The organism is Psychrilyobacter piezotolerans, assembly GCF_003391055.1.
GTDB lineage: Bacteria > Fusobacteriota > Fusobacteriia > Fusobacteriales > Fusobacteriaceae > Psychrilyobacter > Psychrilyobacter piezotolerans.
In genome coordinates this window covers 14,800-32,941 of sequence record NZ_QUAJ01000023.1, presented here as the reverse complement: position 1 = coordinate 32,941, position 18,142 = coordinate 14,800, and the positions used below count along the sequence as shown (strand labels likewise).

Below are 18,142 nucleotides of genomic sequence, written 5' to 3'. Positions count from 1 at the left end.
CCTAATTAACTTTCTCAAGATATTTTTTCATTATTCTTACTGCCATATCCGGTTTTTCTCCTGCAAGGAGTCCCATAGCCGACAATATATATGTGCTGTCAATTAAATAATTTGGAGATCTAGGCAATAGATGTACCGGCTGTTCTTTATTAAATTCCCCTGCCTTCAATATATTTCTAGGGTTTTTACTGTGCACCAGTACTCCACCTGTTCCAATTACGTATTTAACATCTAAAAGGTCTTTCCCATGCTGGTAGTACATTACTCCCATTGGGGTAAATACACTTTCTAACCATCCACAGTGTCTTACCATTGCGATTTCAGTTCCTGCTCCTGCCATAGCCTCATCGAAAAATATCTCTTCCGGTGTTTGTGGAACCATCATAATATTTTCATGTCTATGATTACAGTGAGCCTTTACATCGATCTCTTTATGATCATCATGCAGGTATCGTCTTATTTTTTTTGTTCCTGCTGCTTCTAATAATGATAGAGCAGAGTATCTCATTCCGAGATCCCCTTCAACAGTTCTTTTAGCAAAAGGTTCTTCCAAGCCTTTAGGAATTACACCTGCATTACTAGGGTCACCCTCTGCCAGTGAATGGATATCCGTTGTGGCCCCACCTATATCTACAACCATCAAATTCCCTAATCCGTCTTCGTCATCACTACCGAGAGCAAGTACCTCTGCAGCTTTTAATACAGCTGCCGGGGTAGGCATAAGTATTCCAGATATGAAGTTCTCGGCATTTTTCATCCCTTTAGCTTCCACTATCTTTGTCATAAATATCTTTCTTATGGCTTCCCTTGTTGGTTTTTCATTTATCTTATTTAATTTTGGCATAACATTTTCTGTTACTATATAATCTATATCTGCTTCTTCAAATATCTCTATAATTTCGTCGTTAGCACTCTTATTTCCAGCCAGCAAAACCGGTATCTCTATCTTTATTTCTGCTATTAATTTAGCATTATGTATGATACACTTTTTGTTTCCGCCATCTGTTCCACCTGCTAACAATAATATATCTGCATTTGAATTTTTTATCTCTTCAATTTCACTATGATTCAATTCATAAGAATAAGTTTTCATAACCCTGGCTCCTGCACCTAGGGCAGCTTTTTTAGCGGCATCTGCTGTAAGCTCCGGCACAAGCCCTATTGCATACATTTTCAAACCACCAGCTGCGGAAGAACAGGCTATTTTCTTTATGAAATTAATCTCATCAAATTTTATATTTTTTTCTTCTATGCATAATTTGAGTTTTTCATAGGCTTTTTTAAAACCTGTCATTATGTCATCTTCAATTGTAGTTATATCTTTAGCAGTAGCTAGTATCTCTTCATTTTCTATATCAACTGCTGTCAATTTAGTATAGGTACTCCCAAAGTCAATCAATAAGTAGGCATTCATTTCTACCACTCCCAATTTTTATAATGTATCTTCTTCCCCAATTTCCCCTTTTCATTACTATATTGTTCCAGATATTACTAAGCAGGTATCATTCCTAAATCTTTTTTGATATCTTCTGCTGTAAGTTCAATAGGTGTTCCTGGCTTATATACTCTGTCAAATCCCATGTCTTTAAATCTAGCTTCAACTGTATTCCAATCTTGCTTTCCTACTACGATGTTTCCTCCAACATATAATTTTACATCTTGTAATCCTGCTTCATCACATTTTTCTTTAAATCCTTGACAGTCTAATTCTCCATGACCATATAATGAAGAGATTATTATTGCATCTGCATCTGTTTCTACTGCTGCGTTTATAAAGTCTTCTTGTGGTGAGATAACACCTACGTTGATCACATTAAACCCTTGCTGTGTTAATACATGATCAATGATCTTATTCCCAACTGCATGACAGTCCGATCCAATTACTCCGATTACTATAGTCTTTCCATTTTTCATTTTTGACCTCCAAAAATTGTTTTTAGTTTTAGTTTTTAGTTCTTTCTTTACAAAGCTATTCTAATCAATTTCAGAAAAAAATACAATATGCGGAAATATACAAAAAAAAAATACCAAAATATACTAATTATTCACTTAGTATATAGTTAGTATTTAATTAACCCTTATTTTTCTTATACAATTCTAATATAACGGCCGTTTGTTCACATTCGTTTCACTTTGTTTTGTAAAATCACACAACATAACGATTAGCTTGTTTTGATTTTCTATTCCAATAAATGATAAACATTGATTATATATATATCATTTTTTCGTTTTTCTAATATCCTGACCCATTTCTGAATTTTTCAAACTATAATAGTACTATTGACAAAACAGAATCCACTATAACATCTCTCACTCCTGCTAAACATGGAATTTTATTCCTTTCTTTCATATGGGGACCAAATGTTACCGTTATTTTATTCTTACTGAGCTCATACTCTTTTGCGTTTGACCGGCTGTCTTTTACACCATTGCCAAATTGGATTGCACTGACCTCCTCCATAAGATTATGGATAACCCATGAAAACTCACCTTTAATAGAATTTAAATCCAAGTTATATGGCAGGATACATTCCACTACTCCACCTATGGAGTCATTAGTCCCTAACATCTTTTGGATAGCTATGGTTATATAATCCTTATTCTGTTCCACTGCATTTATTCCACCTATTTCTACAGCTAATGCTTTTAATTCATATGGTATATGTTTCTTTGCTATGGTCCCGGCTAAAACCACAGCCGATAGTTCATCTCCATATAGATATTCAAAAATGATATCTTCTCCTGTAGTTAGTTCATCTTTTATTCCCTGTAATACATCGATCTCTTCCCTGAGATCTACAGTGACCCCCTCCATCTTTCTCCTATGGAGATCCAATCCAAAATCTGTAGGAGTAATGGATATACCTTTCTTTACTCCCCCTACCCTTAATTTTACACCATTTTCTATCTGTTTTATTTCAACCGTTAAATTTTTTCCAAATTTCATCTTTACCTCCGCTATCTATAAATTCATAAAATTATAACATTTTTTTGTTCATAGCTCCAAAGGTTCTATATAATTTTTACAGAATCCAGTTAAATCATATTTTTTCTTGACAAACTCTGTACACTCATATATACTTTTTTTACACGAAAGGTTTGAGAGTCAAAATAACTCATTATAAAATTTTAAGTTTAGCTTTATATTTTAAAAAGGGGGAATTTAAATTTAGAAGATCTCATAACCATTTTTGTTAAAAAAAATAAGAGGAGGACAAAATGAAAGTAGGAATTTATTATGGAAGTACAATAGGTGACACAGCTTCAATAGCAGAAAAATTAGGTGGATTTTTTAATGTAGAGGCTGTTTCTATCTCGGAAGGTCTAACAAATATAGATAATTTTGATCTGATCTTATTAGGATCTTCTACATGGGGATATGGAGATCTTCAAGATGAGTGGAACGACGAAATAGAGAGTTTAAAGAAAATGAATCTGGCAGGGAAAAAAGTAGGGCTTTTTGGAACCGGTGACCAAGAATCATATGTGGATACTTTTTGTGATGCCCTGGGTATCATAGGTGAAGCTGTTAGGGAAGCTGGCGGGGAAATAATAGGATTTACTTCTAGAGACAGCTATAATTTTGATGACAGTAAAGCTTTGGAAGATAATAATTTAATGGGTCTTGCAATAGATGTAAACAATCAAGATGACATGACTTCTTCAAGAATTGAAAATTGGGTGGAACAATTAAAAAAAGAGATGTAATAGATTCATAACTATAACTAAGGAGGAGAATTATAATAAATTCTCCTCCTTATCTTATATATATATATATATTAATTTTTCTATTTTTAAATTCAAATAAATAAAGAAATGAACCCGTATTAAAGATCGGCCTATCCTAAATTATGCGTAAAAGATATTCCTTTCCTTACTCCTCCTACCCTTAATTAATGTTAAATCAATAGAACACGAACATCTCAAGATAATTTCCTGACTATATTCATCCTATTCCATTTACATAATTTTTATAATGTCTATTATTAAAACTAAAGTTTATATTCATCAATCTTCTATAGAAGAGATAAACAATACTTATTTTGAGCTCATTCTTTAAAATATTTTAAAAACATCCTTTTTTAATTCGCCATAAATTAGATCAGGATTACCAAATCTTTTATATCTAATTTTCCGGTAATGCACTACTATTTTATAAAGGTCTTTATTATTTACTGGATTAATTAAAAATGCACGAAGATTAAAGTTTTCCCATATTTTTCTTTTTATTTCCCTTATATATAAGGATACACGACCGCCTTTTGTATAGTTTTTCACTTCTAATTTAACAACTCTAGCATCCATTTGATCTGTTGTTAATATTTCTATAACGTCACTTATTCCTTCACATAAACATTCAATCTTAATATTTTTTGTTTCTCCATTTTTAATATCAATATATATATCATTGTGATCATCGAACTTATCTTTATATATAATCATATTCCCATTAAAATCTTCAATGTAAAATATTGGATCTAAAAAATAAGGAAATCTAATATTTAATGTTCCGTTAGATTTCGCTACAACACCTAGATATATTCTAACTAATATTTGTTTTTCCATATTCTTCCTCCATTTTTCTTATTATTTCACAGTATACTTCTGATTATATATTGATACCTTAATTAACCCAAGTTACTACCTTATAAGATATTTAACTCTTCATCACAAAGTAACCGCAAGAGTCATAGAACTATTAGTTTATTTCATAAACATAGAACTTCAAGAAAATGAGATAAAGAGACTCGTTAAGAGATCATTTTTGAGGTTAAAAAAAACCTTTTTTTAGATGTTTCCTAGCTTCTCAGTAAATTTTCTACTCAGTCGTCCAACAGAATAAGTTTCGCAGTGTAACGAGGACTGTAGCTATAAAAAGACGGACATTACTTTTGACTTACTCAAATAACATCATTTAGAAAAAGTGAGCTTTTCTTTGGTTCGTTTCTTTTGCTCACCAAAAGAAATGACCCCAGTTAAGGATGGAATCCTTAGGTCTTTTTTACAAGTAGCAACTTAGATTAAATAAAGAAATATCTTTTAACCTTATTTTTTAACCATACATCTCTATCATCTTTTTAGCTTCCTCGAAAAACCATTCTCTCAAATTCATGGGAGATATTATCTCTGCATCACTCATAAAATAAGCAAAATACCTTTTTATCTTCTCCTGGGATCCCTCCACTATCCACCTGTCATCTAATTTTTCTATTAATTTAGGTCTGTTGGTCTTTATCCTGTCATATTTTTCCTGACCCCTTTCACTTAATCTTATCTCAACTGGCAGGCCATAGGATAAAAACGGATCAAAATCTTCCCTTACCTTCCTAAGATATTCTGTATCTCCTGTATAGCTGTTTTCATCCAATATATACACATATTTAATATTACATAACCTGTAGTTTTTATAATTTTGATCTTCCTCTGAATAACAGAACAAATAATTACTCACTTCCATGCTGGAATACAAAATATTATACGGGCTCACAATTTTTTCGGCTGTTTCAAATTTAATCTTTATCTTTTTTTTATCTTTTATCCCCCTCTGGATCTTTCCTATTAATTTTTTAAATATAAACCTCTCCCTTATAACCTTGGATTGGGATATATACCCGTATATCAAAGTTCTAATAAAGGAAGCTTCTGTTTCAAACTCACTTCTGTTATATACCTCCCTATAAAAATCCTCATTTTCCTTATTTAAATTGAACTGAACAATTTCCTTTTCCCCCTCAAGTACAGGTATATCCTTTTCCCTTAGCAGACTGTAATTTTTCACCAGATAATTTAACAGATAATTTTTACTCAGGCCGAATTCTACAGCATCATACTTCAATATATCTCCCATATACTTTGGGATAGTAACTCTTATTTTCTTCAATTTTATCCCCCGCTCTTTTAAAATTCATTTTATTCGAACACTTTATAATATATAATACCCTTATTTATATAGTTTTTCAATGTATTCATGGAACAAAAAATATTTATTTTTGTTGCTTTAATGTTCTATATATAGATGATATACTGTTAATAGATTTGAAAAATACATAATAGAGGTGGTTAAAAATGAAAATATTAAATAACATCCTAGAAACTGTTGGAAGAACTCCAATTTTAAAAATAAATAACATCAACGATACCCATGCAGAGATCTATATCAAATTGGAATCTTTTAATCCTGCCGGTTCTGTAAAAGACAGGGTAGCTCTGAATATGATAGAGGAAGCTGAAAAAAGCGGACAGTTAAAAAAAGGCGATACAATTATCGAGTCAACCAGTGGAAATACAGGAATCGGCCTGGCTATGGTCTGTGCTGTGAAAGGATATAAGTTGATCATTGTAATGCCTGACTGCGTAAGTGTAGAGAGAAGACAGCTTTTAAAAGCCTATGGAGCTGAATTAGTTTTAACCGACGGGTCTCAGGGGATGAAAGGCTGTTTATGTAAACTGGATAAACTGATGAAACAGCATCCAAACAGTTTTGCTCCTGACCAGTTTTCAAACCCGGCTAACCCTATGGCACACTATAATTCCACCGGGACTGAGATTTGGGAAACTTTTAAAGATGAATTGGATATCTTTGTCTGCGGAACCGGAACCGGTGGAAGTTTTTCAGGGGTAGCAAAATATTTAAAGGAAAAAAATAATGATATCTATACTGTTGCTGTAGAACCTATGAGGGCTCCATTTATCTCTACAGGAGTTACTGGTCCCCACGATATCCAGGGAATGGGTATGAGTGCCGGGTTTATTCCTTCTACATTTGACCCATCTGTTATGGATGAGATAGCTACTATCTCCTATGAAGAGGCCCAGGAGATCACCAACAGGCTAGCCAGGGAAGAAGGAGTCCTGGGAGGAGTTTCTTCCGGAGCAAACTTAGCTACAGCAATAAATATAGCTAGGCGTCCTGAAAATAAAGGCAAAAAAATCCTGACTTTCATTATGGATACAGGAGAAAGATATCTTTCCAGCGGTATATTTTATTAAGAAAAAAAAAGTGTTTTCCCCAAAACGGGAAAACACTTTTTTTATGCTTTTTTCAATACAACTTCTCTTTCTTCCTCTCCCATCAATCTAAGGAGAGGTTTTCTCATCCAGAATAATGAAACTGACATTATAAACAATAAAATTCCTATTCCACTAAATATTGTAGAGAATCCAAAATTTTGCGTAAATCCTGCTATTATACCGGAAAATATACTGGCAAAAAAGTTTGTTAAAAACCACAGTCCCATAAATAAAGTAGTATACTTAGCCGGAGCTAACCTGTTTACCATGGCATTTCCCACCGGGGATAAACAAAGTTCTCCTACAGTATTGAAAAAATAAGTTCCTGTTATAAATACCAGCCCGGCTTTAACACCGGGATCCGAAGTTCCGTTAGTTGAAAATACAGAAAGAACCATAATTCCAAAACCTAACGACATAAGGAGCATTCCAAGAGACATCTTTACAGGAATAGACAGGTCGCCTTTTTTTGTTTTGGACAATTTAATCCAAATAATCCCCAATATAGGAGCTATGGTAACACATAAAATTGAATTAAGTGATGTAAACCAAGGCACAGGAATATCAAATTCTCCAACACTTCTATCCACAAAATCCCTTGCATAAAGAGCAAAAGAAGTATAAGACTGATTAAATGCTGTCCAGAATACAGTTACAAAAACACATATTATTAGTAGAGCAGACACTTTATTTTTTTCATCTTTTGTTAAAGGTTCTTTAATAACCCTTCCGTCTTTACCTCGGTAACTGTGAGCTATAGGATCCCTCCCAACCTCTTTTAAATATCTTGGTGCCAGCATCTTAAATACAAAAGCGCCTACCAGTATTCCCCCCCCGCAAAATGCAAAAGCTGTTTTATAGCCATAAAATATAATAGCTCCATCTCTTCCAACTACAGAAAACAAATTATCTGCAACTAAGCCTATTATTAAAGGTGCCAAAAATGCTCCTAAATTAACTGCCGTATATTGTAAACTATAGGCTGCATCTTTTCTGGCCGTATCCTCCTTAGGGTATAAGTTCCCTATAATATTAGTCCCGCTGGCTTTAAAAAAACCATTTCCTATTATTATAGTTATTAAAGCCATATATAATGTCATCCGACTCTGACTTCCAAATAGAATTAAATCTCCTGTTCCTATGAGTACACATCCTATAAAAATACATTTTTGCTGTCCTAAATAATTATCTGCTAACCAGCCGCCAATTATCGGTGTTAAATAAATAAATCCAGTAAAAAAACCAAAAAGAGAAGTGGCAGTTTTTACATCCATCCCTAATCCACCCTGAGTTAAGTTAGCCGTAAAAAATAAAACTAATATAGCTGTCATTCCATAATAACTAAATCTTTCCCATAAAATAGTAAAACACATCAACCAAAATCCTTTTGGATGCCCCTCTTTTTCAGCCATAACCGTCGTCATAAAATCCCCCTTCATCTATATCTTATAAGCTAAGTATACTTCCCTATTTTGTTGGAGTCAACAGTTCTCAATGAATTATTTTAAGCTTTTTTTAACTTTATTCTTAGTTCGTTCTAATGATAACATTGTAGTAATCTTTTGGTGTTTTTTAAATTTAAAAGCCTGAATTTTGTATTCTACAAAACTCAGGCTTTAGTTTTTATCTTTTTTTTCCTACGGCTATTTCATCAGCCAATATCTTCACTGTTTCTATAATTTCACCATCTTTTTTCAATAATTCAAGTTCATCTTTTTTAGCTCTTTCTTTATTGTATTCCTCTAAAGCCTTATAGTCTTTAAGTTCTGTTTCATTTTTAGCCTTCATCTTCTCATTGGTTATGGCGAGCCACTTATCTTCCAATTCTTTGGTTTCCCTCTCTCTGACTTCTCTATTTAAAGATATTTCTTTATCCTTTGTTATCTCTTTGATAATAGCATACCTTTTGGTATTATAGATAAAGTCGGGATCATTTGCCGCTCTTTCCATATGTTTTTTGGCCAAATATTCTTTCAATTTATTATTATTTCCATTATTTTCTCCATTTATCAGAGAATCTACCTCATCCCAAGGCAGCGGGTTATCCAGTGAACTTTCTCCTATCTCTGCACTGTCATATGTAGGAGGGAATAAGATGTCCGGTGTTACACCTTTATGCTGTGTACTCCCGCCATTTATACGGTAAAATTTACCATTGGTATATTTTAACTCTCCAAGGTCTAACCCTTTTATAGTCTGTATTGTCCCCTTTCCAAATGTAGGAGTCCCTACAATTAGTCCACGTCCATAATCCTGCATTGCTGCTGCAAAAATTTCAGATGCAGACGCACTGAGTCTGTTTACCATTACTATTACCGGTTTATCAAAATAAGTTGTCATATCGCTGTCCCCTAAATAACTTACACGTCCACCTTCCTTTACCTGAACTACAGGGCCATAGGGTATAAATAATCCCATAAGATTGTTTACTTCGCTGAGAGACCCCCCGCCATTATTTCTAAGGTCTATAATCAACCCGTCTATATTTCCCTTATTTAATTTTTCTATAATTTTCTTTACATCCCTTGTGGTACTCTTATAATTTTTATCTCCCTTATTATAAGCATCAAAATCCATATAAAATGAAGGCAGATTAATTACTCCTATCTTATAGGTGGAGTTTTTTGATTTAGCTTCCTTTATAAAATATCTGGCTCCCCTATCTTCTAATTTTACATTTTCCCTTACAAAGGTATATTCTTTAGCTGTTTTACTGCCGCTTGGAATTACCCTTAATTTTACAGTTGTCCCCTCTTTTCCCCTGATAAGATTTACAGCATCTCCCAGGGGCCAGTCCATTATATCTTCAAATGTCTTTCCATCTGTAGCTACAGCTATTATTTTATCCTCAGGCTGGAGTTCCTTCCCCTTTGCAGCAGGCCCGTCGGGCATGATTTTTACAACCTTGATGAACCCCTTTTCCCCGGTGAGTACTGCTCCTATTCCTGAAAGCTGCAGTTTCATACTTATATTAAAATCCGTTATTTCCTTAGCTGAAAGGTAGGTAGTATGCGGATCGTACTCCTTTAAAAATGCATTTACAAAATATGAATATATATCATCTGTAGTTTTTTTCTCCAACAATTTTTTTCTTGTGACCATCCTGCTCTTCATCCTGTCAATGCTCTCTTCATATGTCAGGTCTTCATATTCCTCTAAGGATAAGATGGATGATTTCAACATCTTCTTCCAATAGTTTTCATATTCTTTTTTTGTCAAAAAATACGGTTCATCTTCCCTGTCATAGACTAATTTTTCATCTACATTAAAATCTAAGTTTTTAGGATTCTTCAATAGTTTAGTCTGATATTGGATCACTCTTTCTACAGCATTTTTATAAATGTCATAGATCTCAAAAGCTGCTCTGGAATCCCCCTTTAAAAAATCATCATCTAATTGTGTCCCCCACTTTTCATAGATTTCATCTACTTCAGCCTGGGTGAAATATTGATGATTATAATCCAATGTGTCCAGATAATTTTTTAGTACGTTTTTAGAAAATTCATCATCTATATCTAAGTTTTTATAGTGGGTTGTTTCCAATGAAAAAGATATATCCGATAACACCTTGTTCAGCTGTTCTTTTTTTTCTCCATTTATTACTTCACCAACAGAAACTATTGCTATGAGTAATATTCCCATTAATACCATTATTTTTCTGTATATTTTCATCTTATGCCTCCTAGTATTTCAGTTATTTTCAGAGTTTCTTATCCATAGGCCTGTCTTTTAATATCTACTAAGTTCCTCTGCCAATAGATCTGTTATATGATATTTTTTTAAATCATAAGTCGTGTGATTTATCTTTGATACCGGCATAATTCCCATTACAGAGTTGGTCAAAAACACCTCATCTGCCTCTAATAGTTTTTTTAAGGGGAAAAATCCCTGCTTTAGCTTCAAATGCTTATTTTTGTCTATAATCTCCATAACTTTTCCTCTAATTATCCCCTTTAACAGCCCGCATTCCTTTGTAGGTGTATAGATCACTCCATCTTTAATAAAAAATATATTTGATGTTGCCCCTTCAGATACATAATTTTTACAGTCTAAAAACAACACTTCATCACTGCCTATCTTTTTGGCTTCCCTCAGGGCATATATATTTTCTAAATAATTTACTGATTTAATCCCAGATATTATAGAGTTGGGGTTTCTTTTGAATTCTGATATTTCCATCTTAAATCCCTCTCTGTATTTGGAAGGTTTATACTTATTCTCCCTGTGGGTTATCAGCATATCGAATGAATCACAATTTTTCAAAATAGTTACCCTCAAAACGGAGTTTTCTAAGGAGTTTTTTTGGATATAAAGGTTTAAATATAAACTTAATTTTTCAAAATTCAGATCCATATTTATTTTAAGTCTTTCAACCGCTTTAATTAAGCGGTTATAATGTTCTTCCAAATAAATTAATTTCTTGTCTTTTAATAAAATTGTCTCAAAAACCCCGTATCCATATAACAAGCCATCTTCTATATCCAGTTTAAATTCATCCGATGGTATGAATTTATCATTTGAAATTATGTAATTCATCATACTCAACTCCTAAGTTATGTTCAATGCCTTCACCAATGCCCGGCCCTTTACCAGACTTTCCTCATATTCTTCATGGGGATCTGAGTCCCAGACAATCCCTCCTCCTACTTGAAAGTATGCCGATCCATCCTTTAAAACTATTGTTCTAATGGCGATATTCAGATCCATATCACCATCAAACCCCAGGTATCCTATACTCCCGGTATATATATTTCTAGCCGTTGTCTCCAGTTCGTCGATTATCTCCATGGCTCTTATTTTAGGAGCACCTGTGATAGATCCCCCTGGAAATGTTGCTTTTATTATGTCTACTGCCGATAATTCATCCTTTAATTCCCCTTCTATTGTGGCTACCATCTGTAACACTGTGGCATACTCTTCCAGGTGAAATAACTCTGTTACCTTTACACTTCCTGTTTTGGCTACCCTGCTTATATCGTTTCTCATAAGGTCTACTATCATCAGTAGTTCAGCCCTGTCTTTTTCACTGTTTATCAGCTCCGCCTTTAGTTTTTCATCTTCTGCTTTTGATTTCCCACGGGGTCTGGTCCCCTTCATAGGTCTTGTTTCTATTGTTCCGTCAGTTAGTTTTATAAATCTTTCTGGTGAGCTGGATATTATTTCCCCCTCTCCAAAATCTAAGTATGCGGCAAATGGAGCCGGGTTTATTAATTTTAAATTTTTATATAATTCATTGGAGTCCCCTTGAAAGTCACACTGAAACCTTTGGGTAAAATTCACCTGATAGATATCCCCTGAATAGATATAGTCCTTTAATTTTTTTATGGATGCCAGATAATAATCCTCTGTCATATTGGAATTTATATCTCTATTTTTTATAACCTTTTTTCCTATTTCTTCTGTTTTTATTTTTTTTTCATACTGTTCTATATTCTTTTCTATTTTTTTTATTATTTCCTCTATATTTTGTTTAAATCCTATTGCCCCTATATATTTTTTGTCATCCCTATGATCTATTATTATGATCCCGTCATAAAAACCCATGACCATTTCAGGAATATCCACATCTTTCTTTACTGTATTTGGGAGTTTTTCCATGAGATGAGCCAATTCGTAGGAAAAATATCCTACTCCTCCGCCTACAAAGGGGATCTCCTCCCTCTCAATTTTATACAGATTTAATTTTTCCTGTAAAATATCCAGGGGATTTCCCTCCATTGTTTTTATCTTCCCGTCTTCCTCTAAACTTACCCTGTTTCCTTCTGATTTTATCACTAAAAATGGGTCTACTCCTATAAATGAATATCTTCCCAATTTTTCACTGTCCATCCCGCTATCCAAAAAAAACGGGTAGTTTCCATCTTTTTTCACAGCTTCAAATAATTCCATACTATTTAAATTACTTTTAAATTCTATAATTTTTGCTTTTTTCATATTAATTTTCTAACTCCTTTTCTAGATTTATTGCATCTTCAACCTTTTTCTTTTAACACAGAGATTCACTGAGGGATTATACGAATATTAAAATTCCTTATAACTAGAAGAAATTTTGAATGTATAATTAGAGTTTCACAGAGCTTTTTCATTATACATTTTTTCTATACTCTGTTATCTGTACTCTAAAGTAAATTCGTGGTCATTGGCGTCATTGGTGGTTCAGTTTTTTGTTTTTGCTTCTGCTAAAAAATTAGCCAGCATCTCATGCCCGCACTCTGTCAGGAGAGCTTCAGGGTGAAACTGCACTCCCTCTAAAAGATATTTTTTATGTCTTACACCCATTATCTCACCACCGGCAGTCTCTGCTGTAATCATCAGTTCTTCCGGCAGTTTACTTCTGTCAGCTATAAGAGAGTGGTACCTTGTCACCTTTATCGGGTTTTTAAGACCTTTAAAAACTCCTTCTCCAGTATGACTTATCTCTTCTACCTTCCCATGAACCGGTGTTTCAGCCTTTATTATTTTACCGCCCAATACCTGGATCAAAGACTGATGCCCCAGGCAGATTCCCAATATAGGTATAGTTTTATAGAATTTTTTTATTATCTCTACACTTATTCCTGCCTCATCTGGTGTTTTAGGCCCGGGAGATATAACTATCATCTCAGGGTTTAATTCCTTCACTTTATCCAGGCTTATCTCATCATTCCTGTACACCCTTACCTCTTCTCCCAATTCATTTAAATATTGAACCAGATTATAGGTAAAAGAGTCGTAATTGTCTATCATTAATATCATAAATCTCTCCTAAAATATTTATAGTTTATTATTAAAATTATATGTCAATTTCCTAATATTATCAAGAAATTAAATAATATAAAAAATCCTCCTACAGCTGTTGGACTGATCCAGGCTGTAGAAGGTTTAATTATTTTTCTATAATTTTCTTGCTTCCTTTATCATATCTGTATTTAAACCAGTGGTCTCAAAATTACTCAGTCTTTTAATCACCCAAAGCAATCTTTTTTTACTTAAAAATATAACTTGAGAAACTAGTAGGGTCTAATATCTGCTTTTAAATAATTTCAGCCTCAATGCATTACTCACTACAGATACCGAACTCATGGCCATGGCTCCTCCTGCTATCATAGGGTTCAATAGGGGCCCTCCAAATATAAAGAGTACTCCTGCCGCCACCGGGATTCCTGTAGTATTGTAGGCAAATGCCCAGAATAAATTCTGCTTAATATTTTTAATAGTAGCACGACTGAGCTCTATAGCCACTGCCACATCCTTTAAGTCACTTTTCATAAGTACTATATCCGCCGACTCCATGGCTACATCTGTTCCGGTCGCTATCCCTATCCCGATATCTGCCTGAGCCAGTGCAGGAGCATCATTTATCCCGTCTCCTACCATCCCTACTCTGTATCCCTCCTCCTGTAATTTTTTTACCTCTTCTATCTTATCCTCGGGCATTACTTCGGATAACACCAGGTCTATTCCCACCTGTTTCCCTATGGCATCTGCTGTTTTTTTATTGTCCCCGGTTATCATGGCTACCTGAATTCCCATATCTTTTAAATTTTGAATAGCTTTTCTGCTGCTTTCCTTTATCGGATCGGCTACTGCTATTATCCCGCTGAATTTCCCCTCTACGGCAATCATCATAGGAGTTTTCCCTTGTTTAGCCAGCTGGTCTATCTTATCTTTATCTTTGGGCAGGATTTCTACCTTATTTTTTACCATGAGTTTTTCATTCCCTACCAGGATAGTTTTTTCCTCTACTACTCCTGCTATTCCCATTCCTGTTATGGAGTTAAATCCGCTTACCTTTAAAAGCTTCATCCCTTTTACCTTTACTTCTTCTACTATTGCTTCTCCCAGAGGATGCTCTGAATGGGTTTCAAGAGATCCAGCCAGCTGTAATAATTTTTCTTTTTCTATTATTTTGCCTGTTTCTACTACATCTGTTACCACAGGTTTTCCCAGGGTAATGGTTCCTGTTTTATCAAAAATTATATAATTTAATTTATGGGTAGTTTCCAATGCCTCTCCGCCCTTTATAAGGATCCCATTTTTAGCTCCCATACCGGTTCCTACCATGATAGCTGTAGGAGTGGCTAAACCAAGGGAACACGGACAGGCTATGACTAATACTGCTATAAATATAGTCAGGGCAAATATACTGGGATCATTATTTAACTCCATCCACCCTGATTTCCCAGCTAAATACCATAAACCTGATGAAACCACGGCAATTACTATAACCACAGGTACAAAATATCCTGATATTATATCTGCCATCCTGGCAATTGGAGCTTTAGACCCCTGTGCATCTTCTACTAATTTTATTATATGGGACAGTGTGGTATCCTCTCCGGTAGCTTTAGTTTCTATCTGGATACTCCCATTTTTATTTATACTGGCTCCTACTACGTGATCTCCTATCCTTTTTTTTACCGGCATACTTTCACCGGTCAGCATAGATTCATCCACACTGGTCTGGCCGCTTATTACCCTTCCATCTACAGGGATCTTTTCCCCGGGTTTAACCAGCACAATATCCCCTAGTTCCACCTCTTCTACCTCTATCTCTATTATTTCACCGTCTTTCATAAGGTTTGCCATCTTGGGTCTTAAACTCCCTAATTTTTTAATAGCTTCCGAGGTTTTCCCCTTGCTCACATCCTCCAGATATTTCCCCAAAGAGATCAGTGCCAAGATCACTACTGCTGATTCATAATATAAGTGATGTGCCATGGCTGTATTCCCGGCATAAATTTCAAGGCTTCCATACAGGCTGTACAAGATAGCAGCTCCTGTTCCAATGGCTATCAAGCTGTCCATATTGGGATTCCTGAATAAAACTTTGAATCCTACCAGATAAAACCTCCTCCCAAGATAAACTACCGGTATTGTAAACACCAGCTGGATCAGTGCAAAATTCAACGGGTTTTTATTCAGGTCAATAATCTGTGGCAGGGAAACTCCCACCATGGATCCCATTGCTATATACAGTATTATCCCTCCTAAAAACAGTAATCCCATCACCTCATACCATTTTTTCTTCAGTTCTAATTTTTTTCTGTCATAGTCTGGTTCCCCCTGATCTTTTACAGCTTTAAATCCCAGACTTTCCACCTTTTTCCTGATCTGAGATAATTTTATCTCTTTTCTGTTGAATTTTATCCTCATTTTTTCTGTGGTCAGGTTTACCACAACTTCATGGACACCCTTTTCCTTCCCCAGGTTTACCTCTATACTCCTGACACATGACTGACAGGTCATTCCCTCTATCTTCAGAGTCAGGTCCTCCATGGACTCCTTTTCTATAACCTCATATCCTGCATATTCAATGGTTTTTTTTATGGTATTCAGGTCCATCCTCTCGGGGTCGAAAACTATCTCCAGTTTATTTGTCAAAAAATTTACATTTGCCTTCTCTACTCCGTCTAATTTTCCTGTCTTAGTTTCAATGGTCCTCACACAGGCCTGGCAGGTAATTCCTCCTACCTCAATAGTTTCAGTTATTAAAATTTTACCTTCTGCTGCAGATCTTTCTTTGTCAGGTGCACCGCTGTCACTGGTATCTGTAATATGTGACTCATTTTTCCCCTCCTTCATGATTCCGTATCCTGCTTTTATTATTTTTTTTTTTAGATACTCAAAATCCACTAAAACCTCACTCTCAAATTCAATGGTCAAAGTAGACATTTCTAAGTCTACTATCCCTTTACTTACACCATCTATATCATTGGCGATTCCTTCTACTTTTTTCCTGCACTTTCCACACCCTAATCCTGTTAAGTTTATCACTTTAGTTTTCATCATCCTTACCTCCAAATATACCCCCATACCCTATATAAGGAGTTTACCACCTGCCTTTTAAATTGTCAAAAATATTTATTCTTGGTATTTTTTGTAAATAGGAGTATATTTATAATGAAAGCTATTTTTTAAAAATATAAAGTTAAATTAGGAGGCAGGATGAAATTTGAAAATGTAGAATTTAAGGAACAGAAATGTTTTGGTATTGAAGAACATATTACAGCAAAAAAGAAAAAAGAAGGTCTTATCAACACCATGTGGATGACCCTTATAGAGTCTATTGATTATAAAACCGCCGGGGATCTCTATGGTGTCTCTAGAAATTTCGATATGACTACCCAGGAGTTTGATTATTCAGTTTGTACCGGTATAGATACAGTTATTTTAAAAGAGTTCACCAAAAAGGAAATAACTATCCCCGGTGGGAAGTATGCTAAATTTGCTTCCAAAGGAATAATGAATGCCGAGAGTATAGAAAAATTTTATACCGATGTATTTACCTTTACCATGGTAGGAGGAGAAATTACTCCGGATATGGAAAGGGGGATAAATTCCTTTGAAATTTATGATGAGTCATATCTGGGTATAGAGAATCCTGAGTCGGTCTATTATCTTTTAGTTCCTATAAAGTAATTACCGACATTCTTAAGTGAACGAGTTAACATATTTTTTAAAAATTAAGGAGTGATTAAAATGGGATTAACGGCACAATTAAAAAATCAAGATAAAACAGGTGTAGAGTTTTCGTTTATTAAAGAGGCGAAAGTGAGATGTACAGTATGCGGGGAAATATTAGATGCAAGGGTTGAGGTGTGTCCGGTATGTAAGGCAGGTAAAGATAAATTCGTAGCTTATAATGAAAATGCTACTGAAGAGTGGGCAACCGAGCATAAATTAGGAGAAGGATTAGCCTGTGGAGACACAGAGATCATAGAAGGATTAAAAGCTAACTTTGCAGGAGAGTGCACGGAAGTTGGGATGTATTTGGCAATGTCAAGAGTTGCTGACAGAGAGGGATATCCGGAAGTAGCTGAAGCTTACAAGAGAATAGCATTTGAAGAAGCTGAACATGCAGCTAAATTTGCTGAATTATTGGGAGAAGTGGTAACCGATTCATCGGAAGAAAACTTAAGATTAAGAGTAGCAGCTGAATACGGGGCTACATCCGGTAAATTTGAATTGGCCAAGAGAGCTAAAGAATTAGGATTCGATGCAATCCACGACACGGTACATGAGATGGCGAAAGATGAAGCCAGACATGGAAAAGCATTCAAAGGTTTATTGGAAAGACATTTTGAAGGAAAATAAGCAGCGTGGTGTTGCATTAAAAGGAGAAAATTCAATTGAATTTTCTCCTTTTTTA

The 18,142-nt window shown here is 34.7% G+C and carries 15 protein-coding genes; 4 read left to right on the top strand and 11 right to left on the bottom strand.

Annotation, left to right across the window (positions count from 1 at the left end):
- Nucleotide 1: 1 nt before the first annotated feature.
- The 3 genes from glmL to DYH56_RS12010 form a co-directional block, all read right to left on the bottom strand.
- Nucleotides 2-1,414 (bottom strand): methylaspartate mutase accessory protein GlmL, encoded by a 1,413-nt coding sequence (glmL, locus tag DYH56_RS12020; RefSeq protein ID WP_114643114.1) that lies wholly within the window; start codon nucleotides 1,412-1,414, stop codon nucleotides 2-4.
- A 77-nt stretch (nucleotides 1,415-1,491) separates the two neighbouring features.
- Nucleotides 1,492-1,914, bottom strand: a complete 423-nt coding sequence (gene glmS / locus DYH56_RS12015) for a methylaspartate mutase subunit S (RefSeq protein WP_114643113.1) — start codon at nucleotides 1,912-1,914, stop codon at nucleotides 1,492-1,494.
- Nucleotides 1,915-2,266: 352 nt separating this feature from the next.
- Entirely contained in the window at nucleotides 2,267-2,947 is a 681-nt protein-coding gene (locus tag DYH56_RS12010) for a hypothetical protein (protein ID WP_114643112.1), read from the bottom strand.
- 272 nt (nucleotides 2,948-3,219) lie between these two features.
- On the opposite strand from DYH56_RS12010, the gene DYH56_RS12005 reads away from it, so the two are divergent.
- Complete coding sequence (locus DYH56_RS12005; protein WP_114643111.1) at nucleotides 3,220-3,708, top strand: flavodoxin; 489 nt, start codon at nucleotides 3,220-3,222, stop codon at nucleotides 3,706-3,708.
- A 348-nt stretch (nucleotides 3,709-4,056) separates the two neighbouring features.
- Here the strand turns inward: DYH56_RS12005 and DYH56_RS12000 are convergent, their stop codons facing one another.
- On the bottom strand, nucleotides 4,057-4,566 hold the full coding sequence (locus DYH56_RS12000; RefSeq protein ID WP_114643110.1) for a hypothetical protein: 510 nt from the start codon (nucleotides 4,564-4,566) through the stop codon (nucleotides 4,057-4,059).
- A 487-nt stretch (nucleotides 4,567-5,053) separates the two neighbouring features.
- Nucleotides 5,054-5,881, bottom strand: coding sequence for a WYL domain-containing protein (locus DYH56_RS11995; RefSeq protein WP_114643109.1), 828 nt, complete (start codon nucleotides 5,879-5,881; stop codon nucleotides 5,054-5,056).
- Between the two features lie 185 nt (nucleotides 5,882-6,066).
- On the opposite strand from DYH56_RS11995, the gene cysK reads away from it, so the two are divergent.
- Complete coding sequence (cysK, locus tag DYH56_RS11990; protein WP_114643108.1) at nucleotides 6,067-6,990, top strand: cysteine synthase A; 924 nt, start codon at nucleotides 6,067-6,069, stop codon at nucleotides 6,988-6,990.
- A gap of 41 nt (nucleotides 6,991-7,031) precedes the next feature.
- On the opposite strand, the gene DYH56_RS11985 is transcribed toward cysK, so the two are convergent.
- The 6 genes from DYH56_RS11985 to DYH56_RS11960 all read right to left on the bottom strand — a co-directional run bounded on the left by DYH56_RS11985 (nucleotide 7,032) and on the right by DYH56_RS11960 (nucleotide 16,782).
- Nucleotides 7,032-8,435 carry a peptide MFS transporter gene (locus DYH56_RS11985; protein ID WP_114643107.1) on the bottom strand — a complete coding sequence of 468 codons (1,404 nt, stop codon included), beginning with the start codon at nucleotides 8,433-8,435 and terminating at the stop codon, nucleotides 7,032-7,034.
- Nucleotides 8,436-8,634: 199 nt separating this feature from the next.
- Nucleotides 8,635-10,683: a carboxy terminal-processing peptidase gene (locus tag DYH56_RS11980; RefSeq protein WP_114643106.1), complete on the bottom strand. Its 2,049-nt coding sequence runs from the start codon at nucleotides 10,681-10,683 to the stop codon at nucleotides 8,635-8,637.
- A gap of 57 nt (nucleotides 10,684-10,740) precedes the next feature.
- Entirely contained in the window at nucleotides 10,741-11,550 is an 810-nt protein-coding gene (locus DYH56_RS11975) for an aminotransferase class IV (protein ID WP_114643105.1), read from the bottom strand.
- A 9-nt stretch (nucleotides 11,551-11,559) separates the two neighbouring features.
- Nucleotides 11,560-12,945: an aminodeoxychorismate synthase component I gene (gene pabB, locus DYH56_RS11970; RefSeq protein ID WP_114643104.1), complete on the bottom strand. Its 1,386-nt coding sequence runs from the start codon at nucleotides 12,943-12,945 to the stop codon at nucleotides 11,560-11,562.
- Nucleotides 12,946-13,167: 222 nt separating this feature from the next.
- On the bottom strand, nucleotides 13,168-13,746 hold the full coding sequence (locus tag DYH56_RS11965; protein WP_114643103.1) for an anthranilate synthase component II: 579 nt from the start codon (nucleotides 13,744-13,746) through the stop codon (nucleotides 13,168-13,170).
- 264 nt (nucleotides 13,747-14,010) lie between these two features.
- Nucleotides 14,011-16,782: a heavy metal translocating P-type ATPase gene (locus tag DYH56_RS11960; RefSeq protein ID WP_199533024.1), complete on the bottom strand. Its 2,772-nt coding sequence runs from the start codon at nucleotides 16,780-16,782 to the stop codon at nucleotides 14,011-14,013.
- A 156-nt stretch (nucleotides 16,783-16,938) separates the two neighbouring features.
- Between DYH56_RS11960 and DYH56_RS11955 the strand changes: the two genes are divergently transcribed.
- Nucleotides 16,939-17,412 carry a GyrI-like domain-containing protein gene (locus DYH56_RS11955; protein WP_114643102.1) on the top strand — a complete coding sequence of 158 codons (474 nt, stop codon included), beginning with the start codon at nucleotides 16,939-16,941 and terminating at the stop codon, nucleotides 17,410-17,412.
- A 60-nt stretch (nucleotides 17,413-17,472) separates the two neighbouring features.
- Nucleotides 17,473-18,087: a ferritin family protein gene (locus tag DYH56_RS11950; protein WP_114643101.1), complete on the top strand. Its 615-nt coding sequence runs from the start codon at nucleotides 17,473-17,475 to the stop codon at nucleotides 18,085-18,087.
- Nucleotides 18,088-18,142 lie beyond the last annotated feature (55 nt).

What these genes read in the sequence shown, in the direction of transcription:
- DYH56_RS11975 (WP_114643105.1), bottom strand. Translation starts at nt 11,550, where the DNA reads ATGATGAATTACATAATTTCAAATGATAAATTCATACCATCGGATGAA.
- DYH56_RS11985 (WP_114643107.1), bottom strand. Translation starts at nt 8,435, where the DNA reads ATGACGACGGTTATGGCTGAAAAAGAGGGGCATCCAAAAGGATTTTGG.
- glmS (WP_114643113.1), bottom strand. Translation starts at nt 1,914, where the DNA reads ATGAAAAATGGAAAGACTATAGTAATCGGAGTAATTGGATCGGACTGT.
- DYH56_RS11965 (WP_114643103.1), bottom strand. Translation starts at nt 13,746, where the DNA reads ATGATATTAATGATAGACAATTACGACTCTTTTACCTATAATCTGGTT.
- DYH56_RS12010 (WP_114643112.1), bottom strand. Translation starts at nt 2,947, where the DNA reads ATGAAATTTGGAAAAAATTTAACGGTTGAAATAAAACAGATAGAAAAT.
- DYH56_RS11955 (WP_114643102.1), top strand. Translation starts at nt 16,939, where the DNA reads ATGAAATTTGAAAATGTAGAATTTAAGGAACAGAAATGTTTTGGTATT.
- pabB (WP_114643104.1), bottom strand. Translation starts at nt 12,945, where the DNA reads ATGAAAAAAGCAAAAATTATAGAATTTAAAAGTAATTTAAATAGTATG.
- DYH56_RS11950 (WP_114643101.1), top strand. Translation starts at nt 17,473, where the DNA reads ATGGGATTAACGGCACAATTAAAAAATCAAGATAAAACAGGTGTAGAG.
- DYH56_RS12005 (WP_114643111.1), top strand. Translation starts at nt 3,220, where the DNA reads ATGAAAGTAGGAATTTATTATGGAAGTACAATAGGTGACACAGCTTCA.
- DYH56_RS11980 (WP_114643106.1), bottom strand. Translation starts at nt 10,683, where the DNA reads ATGAAAATATACAGAAAAATAATGGTATTAATGGGAATATTACTCATA.
- cysK (WP_114643108.1), top strand. Translation starts at nt 6,067, where the DNA reads ATGAAAATATTAAATAACATCCTAGAAACTGTTGGAAGAACTCCAATT.
- glmL (WP_114643114.1), bottom strand. Translation starts at nt 1,414, where the DNA reads ATGAATGCCTACTTATTGATTGACTTTGGGAGTACCTATACTAAATTG.
- DYH56_RS12000 (WP_114643110.1), bottom strand. Translation starts at nt 4,566, where the DNA reads ATGGAAAAACAAATATTAGTTAGAATATATCTAGGTGTTGTAGCGAAA.
- DYH56_RS11960 (WP_199533024.1), bottom strand. Translation starts at nt 16,782, where the DNA reads ATGATGAAAACTAAAGTGATAAACTTAACAGGATTAGGGTGTGGAAAG.